Below are 21714 nucleotides of genomic sequence, written 5' to 3' on the forward strand. Positions count from 1 at the left end.
GCGCCCGACGCGGGGCCGGGCGGGGACTGAACACGGGGCCGGGCGTGCCTGACGCGGGTAATCGGCCGTCGGCCCGCACGGCCAGGGTGAGCATGGCCGGGAGGTACGGCCAGGGCGAGCGCGGCCGGGGCGAGTCCCCGGGGTCAGAAGTCACCTTCGGTCCGGCGTGGCCGACAGGCGATCCCCTCCGGTCACGGAACGTCATGACCTGCGTGCGCGGCACCCACGGTGCAAGTCCGCTTCTATACCACTTCCCGTATCGCCGTGCGAACAACTTCTGTAATTCGGCGCATACTGCTGAAACCAGACGGTCGCCCGCGTTACTGTCAGTTTCGTGTTCGCTGCAGAACGTCGCCAATTGATCCTCGAAATGGTGCGAGCGAACGGGGCCGTGTCGCTCCGTGAGCTCGCCCGCGTCGTCCAGACCTCCGAAGTGACCGTACGGCGGGACGTGCGCGCACTGGAGGCAGAAGGACTCCTCGACCGCCGGCACGGCGGTGCGGTATTGCCGGGCGGGTTCACGCGGGAGTCCGGCTTTCCGCAGAAGTCACATCTCGCGACCGCCGAGAAGACGGCCATCGCCGACCTCGCCGCGAGCTTCGTCGAAGAAGGCGAGGCCATCGTGGTCGGGGCGGGTACCACCACACAGGAGCTGGCCCGCCGGCTCGCGCGGGTGCCCGGGCTGACCGTCGTCACCAACTCCCTGCTGGTGGCTCAGGCGCTGGCCCATGCCAATCGCGTCGAAGTCGTGATGACCGGCGGAACCCTCCGCGGTTCCAACTACGCCCTGGTGGGCAGCGGAGCCGAGCAGTCCCTGCAAGGGTTGCGGGTCAGCCGGGCCTTCCTCTCCGGCAGCGGCCTGACCGCCGAACGCGGTCTGTCCACCTCCAACATGCTGTCGGCGAGCGTGGACAGAGCCCTGGTGCAGGCCGCCGCGGAAGTCGTGGTGCTCGCCGACCACACCAAGCTCGGCACCGACACCATGTTCCAGACGGTGCCGACGGATGTCATCACCCGTCTGGTCACCGACGAGCCACCCGCCCACGACGACCGGGCGGGCACCGAACTCCAGGCCCTCGCCGATCAGGGGGTGCAGATCTCGGTGGCCGGAGCGGTGGCCGGAACGGGCGGCGCCGGAGGCGACGCGGTCCAGGCGGGACGCCCGGCGCGCCGGGACTCCGCTCTGCCGGGTCCGCGCCGGGGCCATGTACCGGGCGGGGCACCACAGTTGCGCAGCGCCTCCACGGTGCTGGGTGAACAGCCGCCGGGTGAGCGGGCGGCCCGGGTCGCGGACCTCAGAAGGCGCTGATCTCCCGGCTGATCGGTTCGCCTCCGGGGCGCACGTGCCGGTGCCGGGACGCCGACACCGACGCGCCCCTCCCGCTCACTCGCCGGGTGTGGCCCGGTACGGCGCGAACGCCGCGTCGGCGGCGGGAGCGTACGGGCGCCTGGACATTCGGGTGACCAACTGCCACATGGTGCGCTCGTCGGCCAGCTCCTGGGGAAGCATGAGACCCAGCGCCTCGGCGAGCGGCTTGCGCCCCAGGTTCACCAGGGCCCGCACCGCGGCGGCCCATTCGTCGGTCGCCGCCACCGCCGCGCGGTACCAGACCGGGACCAGTGCGGCCAGAACCCCGGCCGTGACGAGCAGAACCAGCGCGTCGGACGGGGTCGCGGCCAGTGCGCCCACCGCGCACAGTGCCACCGCCGCGTGCCCGTACAACAGGGCCACGAAGAAGTCGACATTGGTCCGGGCCGTGTCGACCACCCGGCGGGTCTCCTCCGGCGCGGCGATCGTCAGCTCGTTCCACAGGACCTGGGTGTCCAGGCGGTAGCGGTCGTAGCCGTACTCCTCGAACCGGCGGATGGCGTTGCCCAGCCGGGTCGGCGCGATCTGCTCGTCGTCGACCGGGTAACGGCTCAGCTTCTCGCTGAGCAGGGCTCGTCGCAGGGTGACGGTGGTGGCGGCGAGTCGGTCGGCCGTGCGCTGACGTCGGGCGCGCTGCACCCGGCAGCCGCGCTCGTACGCCGCGGCGGGCCACAGCGCGTACCCCTCCAGAAACCGGTACAGCGGGGTCTGCAGGGCGTTGAGGACCAGGCCGAGCAGGACGGCGGCGACCAGGAACAACAGGGTCTTGTCGCCGTTCGACGCCCGTCGCAGCGCATCCGCCAGGCCGGGATGGTGCAGGCTGGGCGCGACGGCGAGGCCGAACACGGCGAGGTTGAGGGCGGTCGGCAGGATCCACCCGACGAGCAGCGCCCAGCCCCCGCCGAGCACGCCCTTGGCGATGTCTCCCACCGGCTACGGCTCCTGCTTGTCCGGCCAGTCGTCGCCAGGGTCGAGGACGGGGCCGGGGGGAGTGTGGCTGGTCGCCGGCCAGTCGTCGGCCGATGGCAACCAGGGGCCCGGGGGCGTGTGGCCGTAGGGCGAGGGGCTCCCGCTCGGCGGGGGCGTGGTGGGACTGTCCGCGGGGCGTACGGGACCACCGGAGTACGGGCCGTCCGACGCGGCGAGCCGCTGCGCCAACTGGGCTACCTCGCGCTGGAGTTCGGCTGAGTCGACGCCGGCGGGCGTGAGGACGAGTTCCCCGCCGGACGGTGTCCGCACGGTGACCGTGGTGCCGGCGTTCCGGGCGCGGACCCAGGTGCTCAGCGCCTGGACGAGCGGCACCAGCTGTGTCCCGCCGGACAGCCGGACTCCCAGCACCTCCTGCGGCGCGTCGCCGACGCCGGGCGCCTCCTGCGACTGGTGGCCGAGGCCGGGTACATCCTGCGACGCGTGGCCGACGGGCGTGACCTCCACGCCCTGGTTCCCCTCCGACCGGAGCCACCCGAGCAGCGAGTCCGCCGTGTCAACGCCGTCCACAGATATCAGGAATTCCACGTGCTCCCCTGGTTCGATGCCCGGTCGACGCCTGAAGCATAGACCCCGCAACGCAGTCGGCCCCCGGCGGTGACCGGGGGCCAACTCATGGTCGTGAGGCCGTACTTCAGCCGTACCCCGACCGGACTTCAGCCGGAGCTCAGCCCTTGATCAGCTCAGTCCTTGATCTCGCAGATCACGGCGCCGGAGGTGACGGACGCGCCGACCTCCGCCGCGAGGCCCTTGATGGTGCCGGAGCGGTGTGCGTTCAGCGGCTGCTCCATCTTCATGGCCTCGAGCACGACGACCAGGTCGCCCTCCTTGACCTCCTGGCCCTCCTCGACGGCGACCTTGACGATCGTGCCCTGCATGGGGGAGGCGAGAGTGTCCCCGGAAGCGGCCGGGCCCGACTTCTTCGCCGCGCGCCGCTTGGGCCGCGCGCCCGCCGCCAGTCCCGTACGGGCCAGCGACATGCCCAGGCTGGCGGGCAGGGAGACCTCCAGACGCTTGCCGCCGACCTCGACGACGACGGTCTCGCGGCCCGGCTCCTCCTCCGCCTCGGCGTCGGCGGGGGAGGCGAACGGCTTGATCTCGTTGACGAACTCGGTCTCGATCCAGCGCGTGTGGACCGTGAACGGCTGGTCGGAGCCGGTCAGTTCGGGGGCGAACGCCGGGTCCTTGACGACCGCGCGGTGGAAGGGGATCGCCGTGGCCATGCCCTCCACCTGGAACTCCTCCAGGGCGCGGGCGGCTCGCTGCAGGGCCTGCTCACGGGTGGCGCCGGTGACGATCAGCTTCGCCAGGAGGGAGTCCCAGGCGGGGCCGATGACCGAACCCGACTCGACACCCGCGTCCAGCCGCACGCCCGGGCCGGACGGCGGGGCGAACGTGGTCACCGTGCCCGGGGCGGGCAGGAAGTTCCGGCCGGGGTCCTCGCCGTTGATGCGGAACTCGAAGGAATGACCCCGCAGTTCGGGGTCGTCGTAGCCGAGTTCCTCGCCGTCGGCGATACGGAACATCTCGCGGACGAGGTCGATGCCGGCGACCTCCTCGGTGACCGGGTGCTCCACCTGCAGCCGGGTGTTGACCTCCAGGAAGGAGATCGTGCCGTCCAGGCCGACCAGGAACTCCACCGTGCCCGCGCCGACGTACCCGGCCTCCTTCAGGATCGCCTTCGACGCCCGGTACAGCTCGGCGACCTGCTCCTCGGACAGGAACGGCGCCGGGGCCTCCTCGACCAGCTTCTGGTGGCGGCGCTGCAGCGAGCAGTCACGGGTGGAGACGACGACCACGTTGCCGTGGCGGTCGGCCAGGCACTGGGTCTCCACGTGCCGGGGCTTGTCGAGGTAGCGCTCCACGAAGCACTCCCCGCGCCCGAAGGCCGCGACCGCCTCGCGGACGGCCGAGTCGTACAGCTCCGGGACCTCTTCGAGGGTGCGGGCCACCTTCAGCCCGCGGCCACCGCCGCCGAACGCGGCCTTGATGGCGATGGGCAGCCCGTGCTCCTCGGCGAACGCCACGACCTCCTCGGCACCGCTCACCGGGTCCGGGGTGCCCGCGACCAGCGGGGCGCCGGCGCGCTGCGCGATGTGCCGCGCGGCGACCTTGTCACCCAGATCGCGGATGGCCTGCGGGGGCGGGCCGATCCAGATCAGGCCCGCGTCCAGCACCGCCTGCGCGAATTCGGCGTTCTCGGACAGGAAGCCGTAGCCGGGGTGGATCGCGTCCGCGCCGGAGTCCTGGGCCGCCTGCAGCACCTTCGCGATGTCGAGGTAGCTCGTGGCCGGGGTGTCACCGCCGAGAGCGAACGCCTCATCGGCTGCCCGTACGTGCAGGGCGTCCCGGTCCGGGTCGGCATACACGGCAACGCTCGCGATACCGGCATCCCGGCAGGCCCGCGCCACACGGACAGCGATTTCGCCACGGTTGGCGATGAGCACCTTGCGCACGATGAGGCTCCCTCCTTGAAACAAGCCGAGTTTAGGGACAGTCGATATGGCCTTTCGACCCGTCCCCAATGGTGAGCTTGCCCACACGGAGCGTGATTCGAGGCTTGCTCGACCCGTGAAATCCCTTGTCGCACCGAGGTGCCCAGGATTCCTCCCTGGAACCCTAGCCCCCTGATGTGGTCAAGGTCTCTGTGAGGCCACGCAGCGGCCCGTCGCGTTTCTTTGTGGAATCCCTACGAATGGCCCAACGATTCTTTGCCCGCCCGTGGACCCTTGTCCCCAGGTTTACCCGTTAGTAGCGTGCGTGTCGTCCTCGCACGCACGTGGTGTGGCGGCGCTCGCGCCCGCGGGAAGCCGGAGTGGCGGCAGGAGTCGGAAGAGGTGGGGCCAGTGGTGCGCAGACCGGTGGCGTGGCTGACGGCGGCCGTGCTCCTCGTGGAGGCCGTGGGATTCGTCCTGGTGAACTGGTTCCTCGGTGTGGTCGTCGACCGCCAGGACATGTCGCTGGCCGGGCTGGACCCGAACGCGATGGCGATCGGGTCCTGGGTCGCCGGGGCCCTCTTCGGTGTCTATCTCGGGTTCTGCGCCTTCGTCGCCGCGCGTGTCGCGGTGCGGGACCGTCCGGCGGCCGGGCTGGGGCGCATCGTGCTGATCAGCGCGGCGGTGGTGCACGGTCTGCTGGGCGCGTTCACGGTCGGACTGGTGGGCTGGGGCGCGTTCCTGTTCATGATGGTGGTGCTCGGGCTGATCGTGCTCACCCTGATGACGTACGACGCCGACGCCCGGAAGGAGCCCACGGACGCCGTCCCCGCGAGCGGCGACGGTGACGGGGGCGCCCCCGTCACCCCGCCGACGCCCACAACCACCTGATCGGGGGGCCCGCGCGGACCGCCCGGTCACTACTCCGGGGGCGTCCACAACTCGGTGATCGAGACGCCCAGTTGGCCCAGCAGGCGGCGCACAAGCGGCAGGGAGATGCCGATGACGTTGCCGTGGTCGCCGTCGATGCCGTCGATGAACGGGGCGGACCGGCCGTCCAGCGTGAAGGCCCCGGCGACCTGGAGGGGTTCGCCCGAGGCCACGTACGCGGTGATCTCGGCGTCCGTCGGCTCGCCGAAGCGGACCACGGTGGACGCGGTCCCCGACGCGTACCGCCCTTCGGCCGTGTCCCACACGCAGTGTCCGGTCTGCAGGGTGCCGGCCCGCCCGCGCATCGCCTTCCAGCGTCCGACGGCCTCCTCGGCGTCCGCGGGCTTGCCGAGCGCCTCGCCGTCCAGGTCGAGCACCGAGTCACAGCCGATCACCAGCGCTCCCTTGACCTCGGGCCGCGCCGCCACCACCGAGGCCTTCGCCTCGGCCAGGGCGAGCGCGAGTTCGGCGGGGGTCGGGGCGGCGACGGCGTCCTCGTCGAATCCGCTGACGATCACCTCGGGGTCCAGACCCGCCTGCCGCAGCAGGTTGAGACGGGCCGGGGACTGGGAGGCGAGGACGAGACGGCGGCGCGGCTGATCGGTCATGCGGTCAGGGTAACGGGGCCGTTCGGGGGGTGTCCGATGCCGACCGGGGCCGACGGGCAGGTACCGTCACCGCACGCCGAGGAGGACCATCCCGAGCACCATGGCCAACGCGAGGAGAATCCCCAGACGTCGCAACATCACCTGTGTGTCGCGGAGTTCCTCCGGGGGTTCGTTCTCGGGATCGGACCACAGCATGTCAACGATCCTCCGGCCGCGGGCGCCCGTACGCCTGAGTACGCGTACTCAACTTGAGGGCGGGGACGAGGACGCTGGAGCCCTGAGGGTCAAGAGGGCCTCGAAGGACGTTCACGACTTCGTGGGTCCCGAGGCTTCCGAGGACGCGGAGGAGGCGGAGGACCCGGAGGACCCGGAGGACCCGGAGGACGCTGGAGACACCGAGAGGCCGGGGGGTGCGGACAATTCGGCCGTGGGTGCTCCCGGCGGGGGGTTCGGCGGGGTTACTTCGCTGTCGGGCAGCCTCGGCGGGGTGGTCTCCCGGAACAGGAGCCGGTCGAGGTCGACCAGGCCGGTCTTCTCCGTCACCGTGATGTGGTCGAGCACGGTGCTGTTGGCCTGGTCGGCCAGTTCGCGGATCAGCGAGTTCCGCGTGGTGGCGCGGATGTTCGCGATGACCGGGAAGATCTGGCCGTGGGTCAGCCGCAGGATGTTGGCGAGGTCGCTGTCGAACTGTTTGCCGGTGTCGGCGCCGAGTGTCGCCACGAAGCCCTGCTGTTGTGGGGAGGGCTGGTTGGGCAGGGTGATGCCCAGCCGGGCGGCCACCTTGCGGGCCTCCGCGTCGAGCGCTGCATGGCCGACGACGAGATGCTGCCCGGCGGTCCTGACGGCGTCGGTGGTGCCCTTCTGCAGGGCCAGCAGGCCGGACGGGAACTCCCACAGCCCCGCCGCGCGCACCTTGACGACGAAGTCGCGGTCGGCCTCGGTGAGCGGCCCGGTCGGGGTCTGGGCGATGACGCGGTTCGGGGTGCTCGCCGTGTGCTGGATTCCGAGCATCGCCGGATAGGCGAGCGCGCCGATGGTCAGCGCCATGGCGCCGACCACCAAGCCCGTTCCGGCGCTATTCCGTGACATGCGCATGGCGCCCTCCTCGCATGCGGGCGCCCCGCCGGTCGGGGGCGCCGCACGGAGGTACGGGCGCGGTGGGTCTCAGAAGCCTCTGCTCCGGGCAAAGCGTTGGTCATGGCATGCACAGCGGAGCTGATGGCGGGGGCGGCGCGGCCGGCGGGGGCCGGCCCAGGGGGCGCGGCCCCCGGTCGGGGGAAGGCTCAGCCCGGCCAGTAGGTCCGCGTCCAGGCCTTCGGTCCCGGCGCGGGCAGGCGGGACTGGGCGACGCGGGACGGGTCCGCCCAGGCGTCCGGCTCACGCACCGCGCCGGACGGCGAGGAGCTCGCCGCCGCGGCGCGTGCCCTGACCACCGCCAGTGCGGCGGCCAGCTCCTCCGGGGTCGGGTTGCCCCGTACGACCCTGATGTTCATGACGACTCCCAGCAGGCCTAGAGGGGGATGTTGCCGTGCTTCCTCGGGGGCAGGTTCTCCCGCTTGGTGCGCAGCTGACGCAGTCCGCGGACGACGTGCGCACGGGTGTCGGACGGCATGATCACCGCGTCGATGTAGCCGCGTTCGGCCGCCGTGTAGGGGTTGAGGAGGGTGTCCTCGTACTCCTGGATGAGCTGTGCCCGCACCGCCTCCCGCTCCTCCTCCGGCGCCGCCGCGATCGTGCGCCGGTGCAGGATGTTGACCGCGCCCTGCGCGCCCATGACGGCGATCTGCGCGGTCGGCCAGGCGAGGTTGAGGTCGGCGCCCAGGTGCTTGGAGCCCATGACGTCGTACGCGCCGCCGAACGCCTTCCGTGTGATCACCGTGATCAGCGGGACCGTCGCCTCGGCGTAGGCGTAGATCAGCTTCGCGCCGCGCCGGATGATGCCCTCGTGCTCCTGGCCGACACCCGGCAGGAAGCCGGGGACGTCCACGAAGGTGATCACGGGCACGTTGAAGGCGTCGCAGGTGCGCACGAAACGCGCGGCCTTCTCGCTCGCGTCGATGTCGAGGCAGCCGGCGAACTGCAGCGGCTGGTTGGCGACGATGCCCACCGGGTGGCCCTCGACCCGGCCGAAGCCGGTGAGGATGTTCGGCGCGAACAGCGCCTGCGTCTCGAAGAACTCGGCGTCGTCCAGGATGTGTTCGATCACCGTGTGCATGTCGTACGGCTGGTTGGCGCTGTCGGGGACCAGCACGTCCAGCTCGCGGTCCTCGTCGGTGGCGGAGAGTTCCGCCTCCTCCGGGAACGCCGGGGGCTCACTGAGGTTGTTCGACGGCAGGTACGACAGCAGCGACTTGATGTACTCGATGGCGTCCTTCTCGTCGCCCGCCATGTGGTGCGCCACGCCCGAGACGGCGTTGTGGGTGCGGGCGCCGCCGAGTTCCTCGAAGCCGACGTCCTCCCCGGTGACGGTCTTGATGACATCGGGTCCGGTGATGAACATGTGCGACGTCTGGTCGACCATCACCGTGAAGTCGGTGATCGCCGGGGAGTAGACCGCGCCGCCCGCGCAGGGCCCGACGACCAGGCTGATCTGCGGGATCACACCCGAGGCGTGCGTGTTGCGGCGGAAGATCTCCCCGTACATGCCGAGGGCCATCACGCCCTCCTGGATCCGGGCGCCACCGGAGTCGTTGATACCGATCACCGGGCAGCCGGTCTTCAGCGCGAAGTCCATGATCTTCACGATCTTCTGGCCGAAGACCTCGCCGAGAGCACCGCCGAAGACGGTGAAGTCCTGGGAGAACACCGCCACGGGACGCCCGTCGACCGTTCCGTAGCCGGTCACCACGCCGTCCCCATACGGACGGTTCTTCTCCAGCCCGAAGGCGGTCGAGCGGTGCTGTGCGAACTCGTCCAGCTCGACGAACGAACCCTCGTCCAGCAGGAGTTCGATCCGCTCGCGCGCCGTGAGCTTGCCCTTCGCGTGCTGCTTCTCCACCGCGCGCGCGGAGCCGGCGTGGGTCGCCTCGTGAATGCGCCGCTGGAGGTCCGCGAGCTTCCCCGCGGTCGTGTGGATGTCGATCTCGCGCGGCTCTTCCGGCTCGGACATGGGGATGCGGCTCCCTGCCTGCTCTATGGGGACGTGGGGACGGTGGGGGATGGGGGCACGGCGGTCGTGGGGGTGCGGTACCTGGGCGGGGAACGTACTGGACGACCTGCTCAGGGGAGTTGCTGCCGAGGAGTTGCTACTGGTTCGTAGGGTAGTGGCGCCGATACCTTTCGGCAGTGCGGCGTTTAACACACCTAGGGTGGGTTGCATGACGCCCCGAGATGCCTCAGATCCGAACGACAGCCGGTGGTCCGACCTGGACCGTCCTCCGCTGAACACCGCCTCCCTGCGCCGGGCGCTGGTGCGGGACGGCGGCCACGGCGGATTCTGGCGCGACGTCGACGTGGTGGAGCGCACCGGGTCCACCAATACCGACCTCGTCCGCCTCGCGGAGCAGGGCAAGGCGGACGAGGGCTCGGTCCTCGTCGCCGAGGAGCAGAACGCCGGGCGGGGGCGCCTCGAGCGCGCCTGGACGGCTCCCGCGCGCTCCGGCCTGTTCTTCTCGGTGCTGCTCAAGCCCTCCGCGGTGCCGGTGGCCCGCTGGGGCTGGCTGCCGCTGCTCACCGGGGTGGCGGTGGCGACGGCGCTGTCAAGGACCGCGGGGGTCGACACGTCACTCAAATGGCCTAACGATCTGCTGTTGTCGGTGGACGGCGAGGAGCGCAAGGCGGGCGGGATTCTCGCCGAGCGCGCGGGCGACGACGGGATCGTGATCGGCATCGGGATCAACGTCACCCTCCGCGCGGACGAGCTGCCCGTGCCCACGGCCACCTCACTCGCCCTCGCCGGCGCCACCACCACCGACCGCGACCCGCTGCTGCGGGCCGTGCTGCGTTCGCTGGAGCAGTGGTACGTGCGGTGGCGCGAGGCCGGCGGCGATCCCGTGTCGAGCGGTCTGCAGGAGACGTACGCGGCGGGGTGCGCGACGCTCGGCCGCACCGTCCGTGCGGAGCTTCCCGGCGGACGCTCGGTCACCGGGGAGGCGGTCGCGCTGGATGGGGACGGCAGACTCATCCTGGCCACCGGAGAAGGTGTGCAGGAGCCGGTGGGGGCGGGGGACATCGTGCATCTGCGAGGTGTGTGAGCCCGGGGCGTCCGCCGCCCGCTTGGCGTGTGGCCGACGCCCCACGCCCGCTCAGCGCGCGGTCCCAGGGCCCTGATCCCCTCACGGGAGTGAGCCAGCGCACACCTGCCGTAGAGTTGAGCACGGTCGATACCTGACCGCAGCAGATCGGAAGGGCAGCAGGCGTGACCGTCGACGACACGGGCTCCGGCTCCGGTACTCCCGCCGGAGACGGCGAGCCCGGCCGTACCGCCGGGTCCGTCGCCGACCACTCGTCGGACGGCGCCGAACAGCCGACCGGAGCTCCGGACCTCACCGACGGCTCCACCCCCGGCAGCTCCGAGGATCCCGCACCCACCGACCGCCCCGAGCGGGCAGCACTGCCCGACCGGTCGGCCCCCCGACCGCCGACGTCCCCGCGGGCATCGGCGACCGAGCGGCAGTCGGCCTCCGAGCGGCAGTCGGCCTCCGACCGCACCGCGCAAGCGGATCCGGAGGCCGGGTCCGGACGGACAGGTCCCGAGGCCGCCGACGGGCGGGCAGGCCCGGGGGCCGGCACCGGGCGGGTCGGACCCGACACCGACGGAGCGCAGCCCGCGGCGGGCGAGCATGCCGAGCCGCCCCCGCGTCCCGAACCACCGTCCCGCGGCGACGCGCCCCCGGCCGACCCCCGCGACAACCCCCTCGCCCTCCGGCTGGAGGCGCTCATCATCGGCGCGGAGCGCCGCTACACCCCGTTCCAGGCGGCCCGCAGCGCGGGCGTCTCCATGGAACTGGCCTCCCGTTTCTGGCGGGCCATGGGCTTCGCCGACATAGGCCAGGCCAAGGCGCTGACGGAGGCGGACGTGCTGGCGCTGCGCCGGCTCGCCGGTCTCGTCGAGGCGGGGCTGCTCAGCGAGGCGATGGCGGTGCAGGTGGCGCGGTCGACGGGGCAGACCACGGCGCGCCTGGCCGAATGGCAGATCGACTCCTTCCTGGAGGGCCTGACCGAACCGCCCGAACCGGGGATGACGCGCACCGAGGTGACGTACCCCCTGATCGAGCTGCTCCTGCCCGAACTGGAGGAGTTCCTCGTCTACGTGTGGCGCCGCCAGCTCGCCGCCGCCACCGGCCGCGTCGTACAGGCGGCCGACGACGAGGAGATGGTGGACCGCCGGCTGTGCGTCGGCTTCGCGGACCTGGTCGGCTTCACGCGGCTGACGCGCCGCATGGAGGAGGAGGAGCTCGGCGAGCTGGTCGAGGCGTTTGAGACGACGGCCGCCGACCTGGTGGCCGCGCGCGGCGGGCGGCTGATCAAGACCCTCGGCGACGAGGTCCTGTACGCGGCGGATGACGCGGGTACGGCCGCCGAGATCGCGTTGCGCCTCATCGAGACCATGGCGAACGACGAGACGATGCCCGAGCTCCGCGTCGGTCTCGCCTTCGGCACGGTGACGACGCGGATGGGCGACGTCTTCGGTACGACGGTCAACCTCGCGAGCCGGCTCACCTCGATAGCGCCCAGGGACGCGGTGCTGGTGGACCAGGCGCTCGCCGAGGAGCTCATTCGCACGGGCGAGGCCCCCGCGTCCGAGACGGAGGCCGCGGAGGCGGCTGCCGCGGCGGAGAAGGAGGGCAAGGAGCCCCCCACGTACCGCTTCGCGCTCCAGCCGATGTGGCAGCGCCCGGTGCGCGGCCTCGGCGTGGTCGAACCCTGGCTGCTGACCCGCCGGGCCTGATGCCCTGCCGTCTCCCGGGACCGCAAGGCGGGCGGAAGGCGGGAAGCGGGCGGAAGGCGGGCGGAGGCGGGCCCTAACCCTGCGGGCCGCCGAAGCACAGCCGCACGACCGGTAGGCACATGCCGGGATTCCTGGGCTGTTGAGGGCCGTCCGCGGCGGGGGACGACGTGCCCGGGGCCGGGGTGAAGCTCCTGGTGGGTTCGGGGGCCGTGGAACCGGCGGGTGGTACGGAGGTCGCGCCCGGGATGCCGGTGGGGTCCGGGGTCGCGGTCGGGACGGGGAGCTGGGCCGCGGCCAGGGAGGAGACCGCGCGGGGGATCCCCGCTGCTCCGGGGGCCGAGGACACGGCCGGGAGCCCTCGCGGGACGGCACCGGTGTCACCCTGTTCGCCGGCCCTGTCACGTGGCTGGTCACCGGCGTCGGTGCCGGTCTCGGTGGTCGTTTCCGTGGGGGCGGCGGTGGCAGCGGCCGGTGTCGCGCGGGCGGTGACCACGACCTCTCCGGGGGTGTCGACGACCGTGTCGGCGCTCGGGCCCACCGCGATGTCCGCCGTGCCCGACTCCGGCGCGACGCGCGCCAGGCTCAGGGCGCCCGCGGCGAGGGCGAGGCCGCCGACGGCGTAGAAGCTCCGCAGGGGGCGGGGTTTGCGGTGCCGTCCGCGCACGTCCCTCGTCTCTCGCGCCTGTCGCACCTCTGGCACCTCAGCACCTCTCGCATCGCTCGGGGCCCCCGTTCCGAGGGCGCGCGCCGGCCCGTCCGGCGCGCTGTGCGGTGCGCACGCTATGGGCGCGGGGGACGCCGAGGCAGGTGTTACGGGAGGAGTCACCCGAACGAGGGCCCCGGACTCGGCTTCTGGTCATCCGCTCATTCGGCTGAGATGATCGGCCGGGCATATGGTTAACCATCGTTAACGGGAGAGGGTCATGACTGAGGAGCAGCAGCGGTACGGGGAGTTCGTGGCCGTGCGGCGGCACGGTCACGTCGCGGAACTCGTGCTGGACCGTCCCAAGGCCATGAACGCGGTCTCCACCGAGATGGCCCGCTCGCTCACGGCGGCCTGCGCTGCGCTCGGCGCCGACCGCCAGGCGCGTGTCGTCGTGCTCACCTCCACACACGAGCGTGCCTTCTGCGTCGGCGCCGACCTCAAGGAGCGCAACTCCTTCACCGACGCGGACCTGCTCCGTCAGCGACCCGTGACCCGCGCCGCCTACACGGGCGTCCTGGAGCTGCCCATGCCCACCGTCGCCGCCGTGCACGGCTTCGCGCTGGGCGGTGGGTTCGAGATCGCGCTGGCCTGCGATCTCATCGTCGCCGACGGTACGGCGGTGCTGGGGCTGCCCGAGGTCTCGGTCGGCGTGATCCCGGGCGGTGGCGGCACCCAGCTCCTGCCGCGCCGGGTCGGCTCCGCCCGTGCGGCCGAGCTGATCTTCACCGCCCGTCGAGTGAAGGCGCAGGAGGCGCTGGACCTGGGCCTGATCGACACCCTGGTCGAACCCGGCCGGGACCGTGTGGAATCCCTCGCCCTGGCCGCCCGTATCGCGGCGAACTCCCCCGTGGGTCTGCGCGCCGCCAAGCGTGCGCTGCGTCTGGGGGACGGACTGGACCTGCGGGCGGGCCTGGAGGTGGAGGATGCGGCCTGGCGCACGACGGCCTTCTCCGGTGACCGGGCCGAGGGGGTCGCGGCCTTCAACGAGAAGCGGGACCCGCAGTGGCCGGGGGAGTAGGCGCGGGACCGACATAACAAACTCCCCCAAACCTACCTAACCTGGAGTAATGGGAGAGAACGCACGGCTACGAGCCGTGGTGGCGCTGGCGCAGGGGATGGCGGCGGCGCACACCCCGCGCGAGTGCTGGCGTGCCGCCGCGCAGGGAACCTGTCGGGCCCTCTGCGGCTCCTTCGCCGCACTCTCCGTATGGGAACGCGACCTCGGCCGCCTCCGCGTCCTGGTGAACTCCGGCGACCGCACCCCGGGCGAGGAGGAGTTCCCGGAGCACGAGTCCTACCCGGTCAACCGGTTCCCCGAGATCACCGAGTTCCTCCACGACCGCTGGGCCACGGGCGGCGAAGCCGACGCCTGGGTCGAGACCGCGGCCGGCGACGCGTCGGACCCACGCGTCGCCAACCTCCGAAGACGGGGCCGCGGCTGCTGCATAGTCGCGCCCGTCGTACTGCACGGCCGCGCCTGGGGCGAGCTCTACGTCGCCCGCCCGCCCGACGCTCCCGTCTTCGGCTCCGAGGACGCGGACTTCGCCACCGTCCTCGCCGCCGTGGTCGCCGCGGGCATCGCCCAGACCGAGCGCCTGGAAGAGGTCCGCCAACTCGCCTTCACCGACGCCCTCACCGGTCTCGCCAACCGCCGCGCCGTCGACGTCTGCCTCGACGAGGCCATCGAACGTCACCGCAAGGAGCATGTCGTGGTCAGCCTCGCCGTCTGCGACCTCAACGGACTCAAGCACGTCAACGACACCTGCGGCCACGCCGTCGGCGACCGTCTCCTGGAGCGCTTCGGCTCCGTGCTCTCGCTGTGCGGAGCCATGCTCCCCGATGCGCTGGCCGCCCGCCTGGGCGGCGACGAGTTCTGCCTCCTCGCGGTCGGACCGCCCGCCGACGAAATGGTGGGCGCCGCCGCCGAACTCTGCCGCCGCGCGTCCTGCCTCGACCTCGGCGAGGGCGTCTCCTGCGGAGTCGCCTCCACCGGCGACCCCATCGGGCCGGTGCACTCGGCCCGCCGGCTGTTCCGGCTGGCGGACGCCGCGCAGTACCGGGCGAAGGCGGTCCGGGCGACCGGGCCGGTCGTGGCGGGCCGTGCGGGACCGGACGACCCGGTCGTCCTGCTGGCCGACGCTCCGCCTCCCGTGGCCGGGGAGCGCCGCACCTTCCGCGGCCGCCCCTGACTCCGGCGGCGGCCGATCCCCGAGCCCGCGCCCCCCGCCGCGTGCCCCCAGGGGCCCCGGTAAGGGGCAGGTCCCGGGACCGCTAGTGACATCATCGAATTCAACCCCTACGCTCCTGAATATGAATATGCACACTGTGGTGGTGGGGACGTCCGGTGTCACCGCGTCCGACGTCGTTGCCGTGGCGCGCGCGGGCGCTCGCGTGGAGCTGTCCGCCGAGGCCGTCTCCGCGCTGCGCGCGGCGCGCGCGATCGTGGACGCGCTGGCCGCCAAGCCGGACCCGGTCTACGGCGTGAGCACCGGCTTCGGCGCCCTGGCGACCCGGCACATCAGCCAGGAACTGCGTGCGCAGTTGCAGCGCAACATCGTCCGCTCGCACGCGGCGGGGATGGGTGCGCGCGTGGAGCGTGAGGTCGTCCGCGCGCTGGTGTTCCTCCGGCTCAAGACCGTCTGCTCCGGCCACACGGGCGTCCGCCCGGAGGTCGCGCAGACCATGGCCGACCTGCTGAACGCCGGTATCACCCCCGTCGTGCACGAGTACGGCTCGCTCGGCTGCTCGGGCGACCTCGCCCCGCTGTCCCACTGCGCCCTCACCCTGATGGGCGAGGGGGAGGCGGAAGGTCCGGACGGGACCGTGCGCCCCGCCGCCGAACTCCTCGCCGAGCACGGGATCACGCCCGTCGAGCTGCGCGAGAAGGAAGGCCTCGCCCTGCTGAACGGCACCGACGGCATGCTCGGCATGCTGATCATGGCCCTCGCCGACCTCGACCTGCTCTACAAGTCCGCCGACGTCACGGCCGCCCTGTCCCTGGAGGCCCTCCTCGGCACCGACAAGGTCCTCGCCCCCGAACTGCACGCCATCCGCCCGCACCCGGGCCAGGCGGCCAGCGCCGCCAACATGCTCGCCGTGCTGAAGGGCTCGGGGCTCACCGGGCACCACCAGGACGACGCCCCGCGCGTGCAGGACGCGTACTCGGTGCGCTGCGCCCCGCAGGTCGCGGGCGCGGGCCGGGACACCATGGCCCACGCCCGCCTGGTCGCCGAGCGTGAGCTCGCCTCCGCCGTGGACAACCCCGTCGTCCTGCCCGATGGCAGGGTCGAGTCCAACGGCAACTTCCACGGCGCTCCGGTGGCGTACGTCCTGGACTTCCTCGCCATCGCCGCCGCGGACCTCGCCTCGATCGCCGAACGCCGTACCGACCGGCTCCTCGACAAGAACCGCTCACACGGCCTGCCGCCGTTCCTCGCGGACGATCCCGGCGTCGACTCGGGCCTGATGATCGCCCAGTACACCCAGGCGGCCCTGGTCAGCGAGCTGAAGCGGCTCGCCGTGCCCGCCTCCGCGGACTCCATCCCGTCCTCGGCGATGCAGGAGGACCATGTCTCCATGGGCTGGTCGGCGGCCCGCAAACTCCGTACGGCCGTGGACAACCTGGCCCGGGTCCTCGCCGTCGAGTTGTACGCCGCCACCCGCGCCGTCGAACTGCGCGAGGGCCTCACCCCGGCCCCGGCGACCCGCGCCGTGATCGACGCGGCCCGCGCGGCCGGCGTGCGGGGCCCGGGCCCGGACCGCTTCCTCGCCCCGGACCTTGCGGCCGCCGAGTCCTTCGTACGGGAGGGCAGTCTGCTCGCGGCGGTGGAGCCGGTCACCGGCCCCCTGGCGTGACGGCGGTTGGGGGGCCGCCAAACACCGGCCCCCCACCGCTCACCACCCCTCACCTCACGACGAACCGTCCGACGACTTCGGGGCCGCGCTGAACGCCAGGTCGTTGGTGACCGTGAAGAAGGGCCGGACCTCGCCACCGGCCAGGGCCGCCGCCGGGTACCTGTCGGTGCCCTTGCGGTCCACGATGTCGTCCGAGACCCGCCCCACCCGCACGAGTTCGGCGCCCTCGGCGGGCCGCAGGAACAGGTCCCACTCGCGTTTGTCCGGGTGCCCGGACCCGGGCACGGAGGCCACCGTCGCCTGGAACCAGGTGCCGGCGGAACCCTCCGCGGCCACCTCGAAGCCGGCCAGGTCCTCGCCCCGGGCCACCCCGACCAGCGCGGCCCCGTCCCCGAGCGTGACGCCGTACAGGGCGCCCTCGACGGTGACCGACCCCTCGCCCGCCCGCACGGCCGTCACCTCCGCGTGCGTCGTCCTGCGGAAGGTGCGCAGTGCCAGGTAGCCGTCCTTGGTGGCGTACGGGATCCACCACGCCTGCGGAGCGGGCGCCACGGTGAGCAGGGCGCGCTGCTCGACCAGCCGGGCCTTGACCCGGCGCCGCATGCCGTCACCGGCGCGCTCCACGTACATGTCCCAGCGGCCCTCCGGCACGGAATGCCGGGACAGCCGTGCCGTCCAGGGGGCCTTGGCGTCGGCGGATGCCTCCAGCGGGACCCGGAACTCCTCCTCGCTCTTGCGCAGCCGCACCACCAGCGACAGATCCGTCCCGGACACACCCCCCGGTGCGACGGACACCAGCACATCGCCCTGGCCGTCCACCCGGCATCCGGCCTTCGGCCGCAACGGGCGCGGTGTGCCGTCGGCGTGCCGCGCGGCGGCGGGCTCGGCGTCCGTCCCGGCGGCGGTCCGCGCGGAGGATTGCGCGGAGGTCTGCGGTGCGGACTTCTTCGTCGCGGCCCCGGCGGGCAGCAGCCCTCGCACTGCCTTGCGCATCCGCCGCCCGAGCTTCGTCATCGCGGTGACCCGCTCCGCACGCAACTCGTTGATCAGCGACTCGTACTGGCCGGCGACCTTGCGCGGCGCGTACTTCTGCGCCGTCACCCGCGCGGCCTCGCCCATGCGGCGCCGTTCGTCGGCGTTGTCCATCAGCTTCAGCAGTCCGGCCGCGATCGCCTCCGCGTCACCCTGCGGTACGAGCAGTCCGTCGGTGCCGTCGGTGATGATCTCGCCCGGGCCGTGCGGGCAGTCGGTGGCGACCACGGGCACCCCGGCGTGCATGGCCTCGATGATGGTCATCCCGAAGGACTCCCAGTCGGAGGTGACGGCCGCGATGCTGCCCTTGGCCCACTCCGTCTCCATCGTGCCGTGCGGGCCCATGAGCCGGACGTGGTCGTTCAGCCGGAGCCGGTCGATGTCGGCCTGAAGATTGGGTTTCTGCGGGCCCTGCCCGTAGATCCTGAGCCCCCACTCGGGCCGTTCGGCGTGGACCTTGGCGAAGGCCTCGATCAGCAGGTCGTACCGCTTCACCCGGGCCAGCCGGCCGGCCGCGACCACCAGCGGGGCCCGGCCGTCGGAGAGATCGGCCCGGGACCGGGGCACGGCGTTCGAGATGTCGGTGATCCGGGCGGTCACCCCGGGAAGCTCCGCACGGTGGTGCTCCGCGTCCCGCGCGGAGACGGTGACGAAGGCGTCCAGGCGCCCGATCGCCTCGTTCTGCGCGATGCGCACGCCCGGGGTGTGGTTGTCGTAGGACAGGTGCTCCTGCCCGATGCGCAGATAGCGCTTCGAGCCGTGCCGGGCGAGGAAGACCACCAGGGCCGGCCGGGTGGCGATCACCACATCGGCGTCGGTCCGCTGCAGATAGTCCAGCAGGCGTTCGTCGGAGAGCGCGGTGTAGCGCTGGACCAGGACCTCGTCGGACGGCACCACCGCCGACGGCTGCGCCATCAGCGGATGCCTGCCGTCGAAGGTTTCCGCCTCCGGCCGCTCGTCGACGAGGGGCGTGAGCTTCACCTTGCCGCTGATCCCGAGCGTCGGTCTGTCGGAGGTGCGGAAGACCGAGACGACCTCGACGTCGTGCCGTAAGGCGAGCGCACCGGCGAGATTCAAGGTCGAACGGATCGTGCCGCCAATGGAATACGCATTGTGCAGCAGAAAGCTGATCTTCAAGACAGAAAACCCCGTGTGTGAGCAGGCGCACGCCGCCCGCCGGCGCAAACCTGACGTGGAGTCTAACCCTGTGAAGGAAGCGGGAACTGACTGCGAGCCACAAGTGAAGGGACGGTAAATCCCCCCGGCTCAGGGCCTCCCGGTTGACGATCGGTCAGTCAGCGCTGGCAAGAGCCCCGTTGCCTGCGGCGGCAGTCCAAGAAGGGCTTGGTTTCTTTGCGTTGTTTTGGGGATCGGCCGACAGGGCGGAACGGTACTCTCCGCACGCCCGGACGGTGGGCGCACGGTCGGTCACCAGCGCACGCCCGCTCAGTAGGCGTCCGTACGCTCCCTGCGGACCGAGTACGTCACGAAGCCGGCGCCCAAACCCAGAAAGAGGATGCCGCCGATCACATACGGGGTGGTGTCGAAGGCGCCGGTGTCGGCCAGTTCCCTGCCGTCCTCCGTGCCCGACGCGTCGGACGTCGTCGTCACGTCCGCCGAGTCCGCCGAGTCCGCGGTGTCCGTCGTGTCTGCGGTGTTCGCAGTGTCCGCGGTCTCCGCCGTGCCCTCGGTGGTCGTCCTCGCCCGGACCGAGGCGGTGGCCGGCGTGGTGTCGGCCATGGTGTGCCCGGCGGGCCCCTCCATCGTCGCGTTGGCGGAGGGGACGAACCACAGTGCGCCCAGCAGGGTTCCGGCGGCGGTTGCGGTCAGCAGCGATCGACGTGCGGCGGACGACGTTCGATGTGCGGCGGACACTGAATATCTATCCCCTTGTGCTGCTGGCGAATTGGCCGTGTGGGGCGATGCTAATGAAAGTCGCGGGTCGCAGGAAAGTCGCGGGGGTCCGGGGCCGTACGCTCCCCGCCATGAGTACTCCCGAGACATCACGATATGTGCGGCTTCGCGTGGAACTCGTACTGGAACTCACCGACTCCGCGGCCGTGACCAGGGCCGCACTGGACCGCATCGGAGGCGACAGCGCGATGGCGGACGACGAGCGTGCCTACACGGTGCGTGCCGTGACGGAGGACACGGCGGAGGCGCTCGCCTTCCTCGTCGACCCGCCCGACCTGGTGGACGACGTGCCCGGGGTGGATCTCCTGCAGGCCTCGTGGAGCAGTGAGGAGATCGACTACGACCCCGATTCGCCGGAATGGGGTCCGGACGAGGATGATGTGGTGGCTGCGGACGGCGAAGTCGACGACGGTGACGGCGGCCGCTCATAGGGTTCCCGAATTCGGGGACTCCGAGTGGCAACCGAGATCCCTGGTTTTGTCGTCTCACGGGGCGCACCGACAACAGCGGCAACGCTGGCAACGTAAAGATGAGCGTGGTCTGCCCCACACTTTCCGCATATGCGGAACGGGATGAACCGGTCAGCGCGTTGTAGGGCTCTACGGGGAGTCTCGGGCTTTTTGGGCAATCGGCAACGATGGAGAAGCGTGTGATGACGGACGGTAGGCGGCGCAGGGGTCTCATGGCCGCGTCCGCACTGCTTGGCGGCGTACTGGTCCTGTCCGCGTGTAGCGGCGGTGGCGACGGCGGCGACGACAAGGCCGAGAGCGGCAAGGGCGGCGACACCTCACAGTCCAAGGTCGACGAGGCGGCCGCCAAGAAGACGTCCGAGGCTCAGATCAAGATCACGCCCAAGGACGGCTCGAACAACGCCTCCATCAACAACTCCGCCGCGGTCACCGTGACCAAGGGCACCCTGACCGACGTCACCATGAAGACCTCGGCGGGCACGGTCGTGGCCGGGGAGATATCCGCGGACAAGAAGAGCTGGAAGCCCGACGCCCAGCTCGAGAGGGCCACCACCTACAAGATCAGCGCCACCGCGAAGGACGCCGACGGGCGCGCGGCCCACGAGAACGCCTCGTTCACCACCGTCGCCCCGGCCAACTCCTTCATCGGCAACTTCACGCCGGAGGACGGTTCGACCGTCGGCGTCGGCATGCCCGTGTCGATCAACTTCGACAAGGCGATCACCAACAAGGCCGCCGTCCAGAAGGGCATCACCGTCACCTCCAGCAGCGGTCAGGAGGTCGTCGGCCACTGGTTCAGCCCCAACCGGATCGACTTCCGGCCGGAGGAGTACTGGCAGGGCGGCTCCACCGTCACGCTGAAGCTCGCGCTGGACGGCGTCGAGGGCGCGCAGGGCGTCTACGGCGTGCAGCAGAAGACGGTCAGCTTCAAGATCGGCCGCAACCAGGTCTCCATCGTCGACGCCCAGACCAAGACCATGAAGGTCACGCAGAACGGCAAGACGATCAAGACCATCCCGATCTCCGCCGGCGCGCCCGAGAACAAGACGTACGAGGGCCAGATGGTGATCTCCGAGAAGTTCAAGGAGACCCGGATGAACGGCGCGACGGTCGGTTTCACCGACGACGACGGCAAGGGCGAGTACGACATCAAGGACGTACCGCACGCCATGCGCCTGTCGACGTCCGGCACGTTCATCCACGGCAACTACTGGGGCGCGAAGTCCATCTTCGGCTCGGTGAACACCAGCCACGGCTGTGTGGGCCTCTCCGACACAAAGGGCGCCAACGACCCCAATACGGCGGGTGCGTGGTTCTACAACAACTCGATGATCGGTGACGTGGTGGTCGTCCAGAACACCGGCGACAAGCAGATCGCCCCGGACAACGGGCTCAACGGGTGGAACCTGGACTGGGCTCAGTGGAAGGCGGGTTCGGCGGCCTGACGGGACCGCCCGCTCTCCCTTGCGTCCGACGGCGGCGCCGACCCCGAGAGGGCGGCGCCGCCGTCGGCGTTCT

Annotated in this window: 20 protein-coding genes; 9 read left to right on the plus strand and 11 right to left on the minus strand. The window is 71.6% G+C overall.

Annotated features, from left to right (window positions below):
- The first annotated feature begins 334 nt into the window (after positions 1–334).
- Complete coding sequence (locus tag EF387_RS35935) at positions 335–1309, plus strand: DeoR/GlpR family DNA-binding transcription regulator (protein WP_128380803.1); 975 nt, start codon at positions 335–337, stop codon at positions 1307–1309.
- A 75-nt stretch (positions 1310–1384) separates the two neighbouring features.
- Here the strand turns inward: EF387_RS35935 and EF387_RS35940 are convergent, their stop codons facing one another.
- The 3 genes from EF387_RS35940 to EF387_RS35950 form a co-directional block, all read right to left on the minus strand.
- Complete coding sequence (locus EF387_RS35940; protein WP_128380804.1) at positions 1385–2299, minus strand: hypothetical protein; 915 nt, start codon at positions 2297–2299, stop codon at positions 1385–1387.
- A gap of 3 nt (positions 2300–2302) precedes the next feature.
- Positions 2303–2884: an effector-associated constant component EACC1 gene (locus EF387_RS35945; protein WP_128380805.1), complete on the minus strand. Its 582-nt coding sequence runs from the start codon at positions 2882–2884 to the stop codon at positions 2303–2305.
- A 155-nt stretch (positions 2885–3039) separates the two neighbouring features.
- Positions 3040–4812, minus strand: a complete 1773-nt coding sequence (locus tag EF387_RS35950; RefSeq protein WP_128380806.1) for an acetyl/propionyl/methylcrotonyl-CoA carboxylase subunit alpha — start codon at positions 4810–4812, stop codon at positions 3040–3042.
- A 390-nt stretch (positions 4813–5202) separates the two neighbouring features.
- Between EF387_RS35950 and EF387_RS35955 the strand changes: the two genes are divergently transcribed.
- Entirely contained in the window at positions 5203–5682 is a 480-nt protein-coding gene (locus EF387_RS35955) for a hypothetical protein (protein ID WP_238431890.1), read from the plus strand.
- Positions 5683–5711: 29 nt separating this feature from the next.
- Here EF387_RS35955 and EF387_RS35960 read toward each other — a convergent pair whose 3' ends face one another.
- The 5 genes from EF387_RS35960 to EF387_RS35975 form a co-directional block, all read right to left on the minus strand.
- Entirely contained in the window at positions 5712–6329 is a 618-nt protein-coding gene (locus EF387_RS35960; RefSeq protein WP_128380808.1) for a Maf family protein, read from the minus strand.
- A 66-nt stretch (positions 6330–6395) separates the two neighbouring features.
- On the minus strand, positions 6396–6524 hold the full coding sequence (gene mmpB / locus EF387_RS49505; RefSeq protein ID WP_274388973.1) for a morphogenic membrane protein MmpB: 129 nt from the start codon (positions 6522–6524) through the stop codon (positions 6396–6398).
- A gap of 111 nt (positions 6525–6635) precedes the next feature.
- Positions 6636–7424 carry a DUF4142 domain-containing protein gene (locus tag EF387_RS35965; RefSeq protein WP_128380809.1) on the minus strand — a complete coding sequence of 263 codons (789 nt, stop codon included), beginning with the start codon at positions 7422–7424 and terminating at the stop codon, positions 6636–6638.
- Between the two features lie 188 nt (positions 7425–7612).
- Positions 7613–7822 carry an acyl-CoA carboxylase epsilon subunit gene (locus EF387_RS35970; RefSeq protein ID WP_128380810.1) on the minus strand — a complete coding sequence of 70 codons (210 nt, stop codon included), beginning with the start codon at positions 7820–7822 and terminating at the stop codon, positions 7613–7615.
- Positions 7823–7839: 17 nt separating this feature from the next.
- The gene (locus EF387_RS35975; RefSeq protein WP_128380811.1) at positions 7840–9438 is read right to left on the minus strand and encodes an acyl-CoA carboxylase subunit beta; all 1599 of its coding nucleotides are present in this window, start codon (positions 9436–9438) and stop codon (positions 7840–7842) included.
- Between the two features lie 208 nt (positions 9439–9646).
- On the opposite strand from EF387_RS35975, the gene EF387_RS35980 reads away from it, so the two are divergent.
- Together EF387_RS35980 and EF387_RS35985 are read left to right on the plus strand one after the other, a co-directional pair.
- The gene (locus EF387_RS35980) at positions 9647–10522 is read left to right on the plus strand and encodes a biotin--[acetyl-CoA-carboxylase] ligase (protein WP_128380812.1); all 876 of its coding nucleotides are present in this window, start codon (positions 9647–9649) and stop codon (positions 10520–10522) included.
- A 164-nt stretch (positions 10523–10686) separates the two neighbouring features.
- Entirely contained in the window at positions 10687–12219 is a 1533-nt protein-coding gene (locus EF387_RS35985; RefSeq protein ID WP_420802658.1) for an adenylate/guanylate cyclase domain-containing protein, read from the plus strand.
- A gap of 73 nt (positions 12220–12292) precedes the next feature.
- Here EF387_RS35985 and EF387_RS35990 read toward each other — a convergent pair whose 3' ends face one another.
- Positions 12293–12910: a hypothetical protein gene (locus EF387_RS35990; RefSeq protein ID WP_128380813.1), complete on the minus strand. Its 618-nt coding sequence runs from the start codon at positions 12908–12910 to the stop codon at positions 12293–12295.
- A gap of 232 nt (positions 12911–13142) precedes the next feature.
- Between EF387_RS35990 and EF387_RS35995 the strand changes: the two genes are divergently transcribed.
- The 3 genes from EF387_RS35995 to hutH all read left to right on the plus strand — a co-directional run bounded on the left by EF387_RS35995 (position 13143) and on the right by hutH (position 16780).
- Positions 13143–13943 carry an enoyl-CoA hydratase/isomerase family protein gene (locus tag EF387_RS35995; RefSeq protein ID WP_128380814.1) on the plus strand — a complete coding sequence of 267 codons (801 nt, stop codon included), beginning with the start codon at positions 13143–13145 and terminating at the stop codon, positions 13941–13943.
- A gap of 49 nt (positions 13944–13992) precedes the next feature.
- Positions 13993–15114 carry a GGDEF domain-containing protein gene (locus EF387_RS36000; protein WP_128380815.1) on the plus strand — a complete coding sequence of 374 codons (1122 nt, stop codon included), beginning with the start codon at positions 13993–13995 and terminating at the stop codon, positions 15112–15114.
- 127 nt (positions 15115–15241) lie between these two features.
- Positions 15242–16780 carry a histidine ammonia-lyase gene (gene hutH, locus EF387_RS36005; RefSeq protein WP_128380883.1) on the plus strand — a complete coding sequence of 513 codons (1539 nt, stop codon included), beginning with the start codon at positions 15242–15244 and terminating at the stop codon, positions 16778–16780.
- 54 nt (positions 16781–16834) lie between these two features.
- Here hutH and EF387_RS36010 read toward each other — a convergent pair whose 3' ends face one another.
- Both EF387_RS36010 and EF387_RS36015 read right to left on the minus strand, forming a co-directional pair.
- On the minus strand, positions 16835–18889 hold the full coding sequence (locus EF387_RS36010) for a glycosyltransferase family 4 protein (protein WP_238431891.1): 2055 nt from the start codon (positions 18887–18889) through the stop codon (positions 16835–16837).
- 369 nt (positions 18890–19258) lie between these two features.
- Complete coding sequence (locus tag EF387_RS36015) at positions 19259–19687, minus strand: LPXTG cell wall anchor domain-containing protein (RefSeq protein ID WP_162467264.1); 429 nt, start codon at positions 19685–19687, stop codon at positions 19259–19261.
- 110 nt (positions 19688–19797) lie between these two features.
- On the opposite strand from EF387_RS36015, the gene EF387_RS36020 reads away from it, so the two are divergent.
- On the plus strand, positions 19798–20157 hold the full coding sequence (locus EF387_RS36020) for a hypothetical protein (protein ID WP_128380818.1): 360 nt from the start codon (positions 19798–19800) through the stop codon (positions 20155–20157).
- Between the two features lie 206 nt (positions 20158–20363).
- Positions 20364–21641 (plus strand): L,D-transpeptidase, encoded by a 1278-nt coding sequence (locus tag EF387_RS36025; protein WP_202918474.1) that lies wholly within the window; start codon positions 20364–20366, stop codon positions 21639–21641.
- The last annotated feature ends 73 nt before the right edge of the window (positions 21642–21714 follow it).

Source organism: Streptomyces cavernae (assembly GCF_004023625.1).
GTDB lineage: Bacteria > Actinomycetota > Actinomycetes > Streptomycetales > Streptomycetaceae > Streptomyces > Streptomyces cavernae.

Coding starts and splice junctions, on each gene's coding strand:
- EF387_RS35960 (WP_128380808.1), bottom strand. CDS start 6,329: ATGACCGATCAGCCGCGCCGCCGTCTCGTCCTCGCCTCCCAGTCCCCG.
- mmpB (WP_274388973.1), bottom strand. CDS start 6,524: ATGCTGTGGTCCGATCCCGAGAACGAACCCCCGGAGGAACTCCGCGAC.
- EF387_RS35965 (WP_128380809.1), bottom strand. CDS start 7,424: ATGCGCATGTCACGGAATAGCGCCGGAACGGGCTTGGTGGTCGGCGCC.
- EF387_RS35970 (WP_128380810.1), bottom strand. CDS start 7,822: ATGAACATCAGGGTCGTACGGGGCAACCCGACCCCGGAGGAGCTGGCC.
- EF387_RS35975 (WP_128380811.1), bottom strand. CDS start 9,438: ATGTCCGAGCCGGAAGAGCCGCGCGAGATCGACATCCACACGACCGCG.
- EF387_RS35980 (WP_128380812.1), top strand. CDS start 9,647: ATGACGCCCCGAGATGCCTCAGATCCGAACGACAGCCGGTGGTCCGAC.
- EF387_RS35995 (WP_128380814.1), top strand. CDS start 13,143: ATGACTGAGGAGCAGCAGCGGTACGGGGAGTTCGTGGCCGTGCGGCGG.
- EF387_RS36000 (WP_128380815.1), top strand. CDS start 13,993: ATGGGAGAGAACGCACGGCTACGAGCCGTGGTGGCGCTGGCGCAGGGG.
- hutH (WP_128380883.1), top strand. CDS start 15,242: ATGCACACTGTGGTGGTGGGGACGTCCGGTGTCACCGCGTCCGACGTC.
- EF387_RS36020 (WP_128380818.1), top strand. CDS start 19,798: ATGAGTACTCCCGAGACATCACGATATGTGCGGCTTCGCGTGGAACTC.
- EF387_RS36025 (WP_202918474.1), top strand. CDS start 20,364: ATGGAGAAGCGTGTGATGACGGACGGTAGGCGGCGCAGGGGTCTCATG.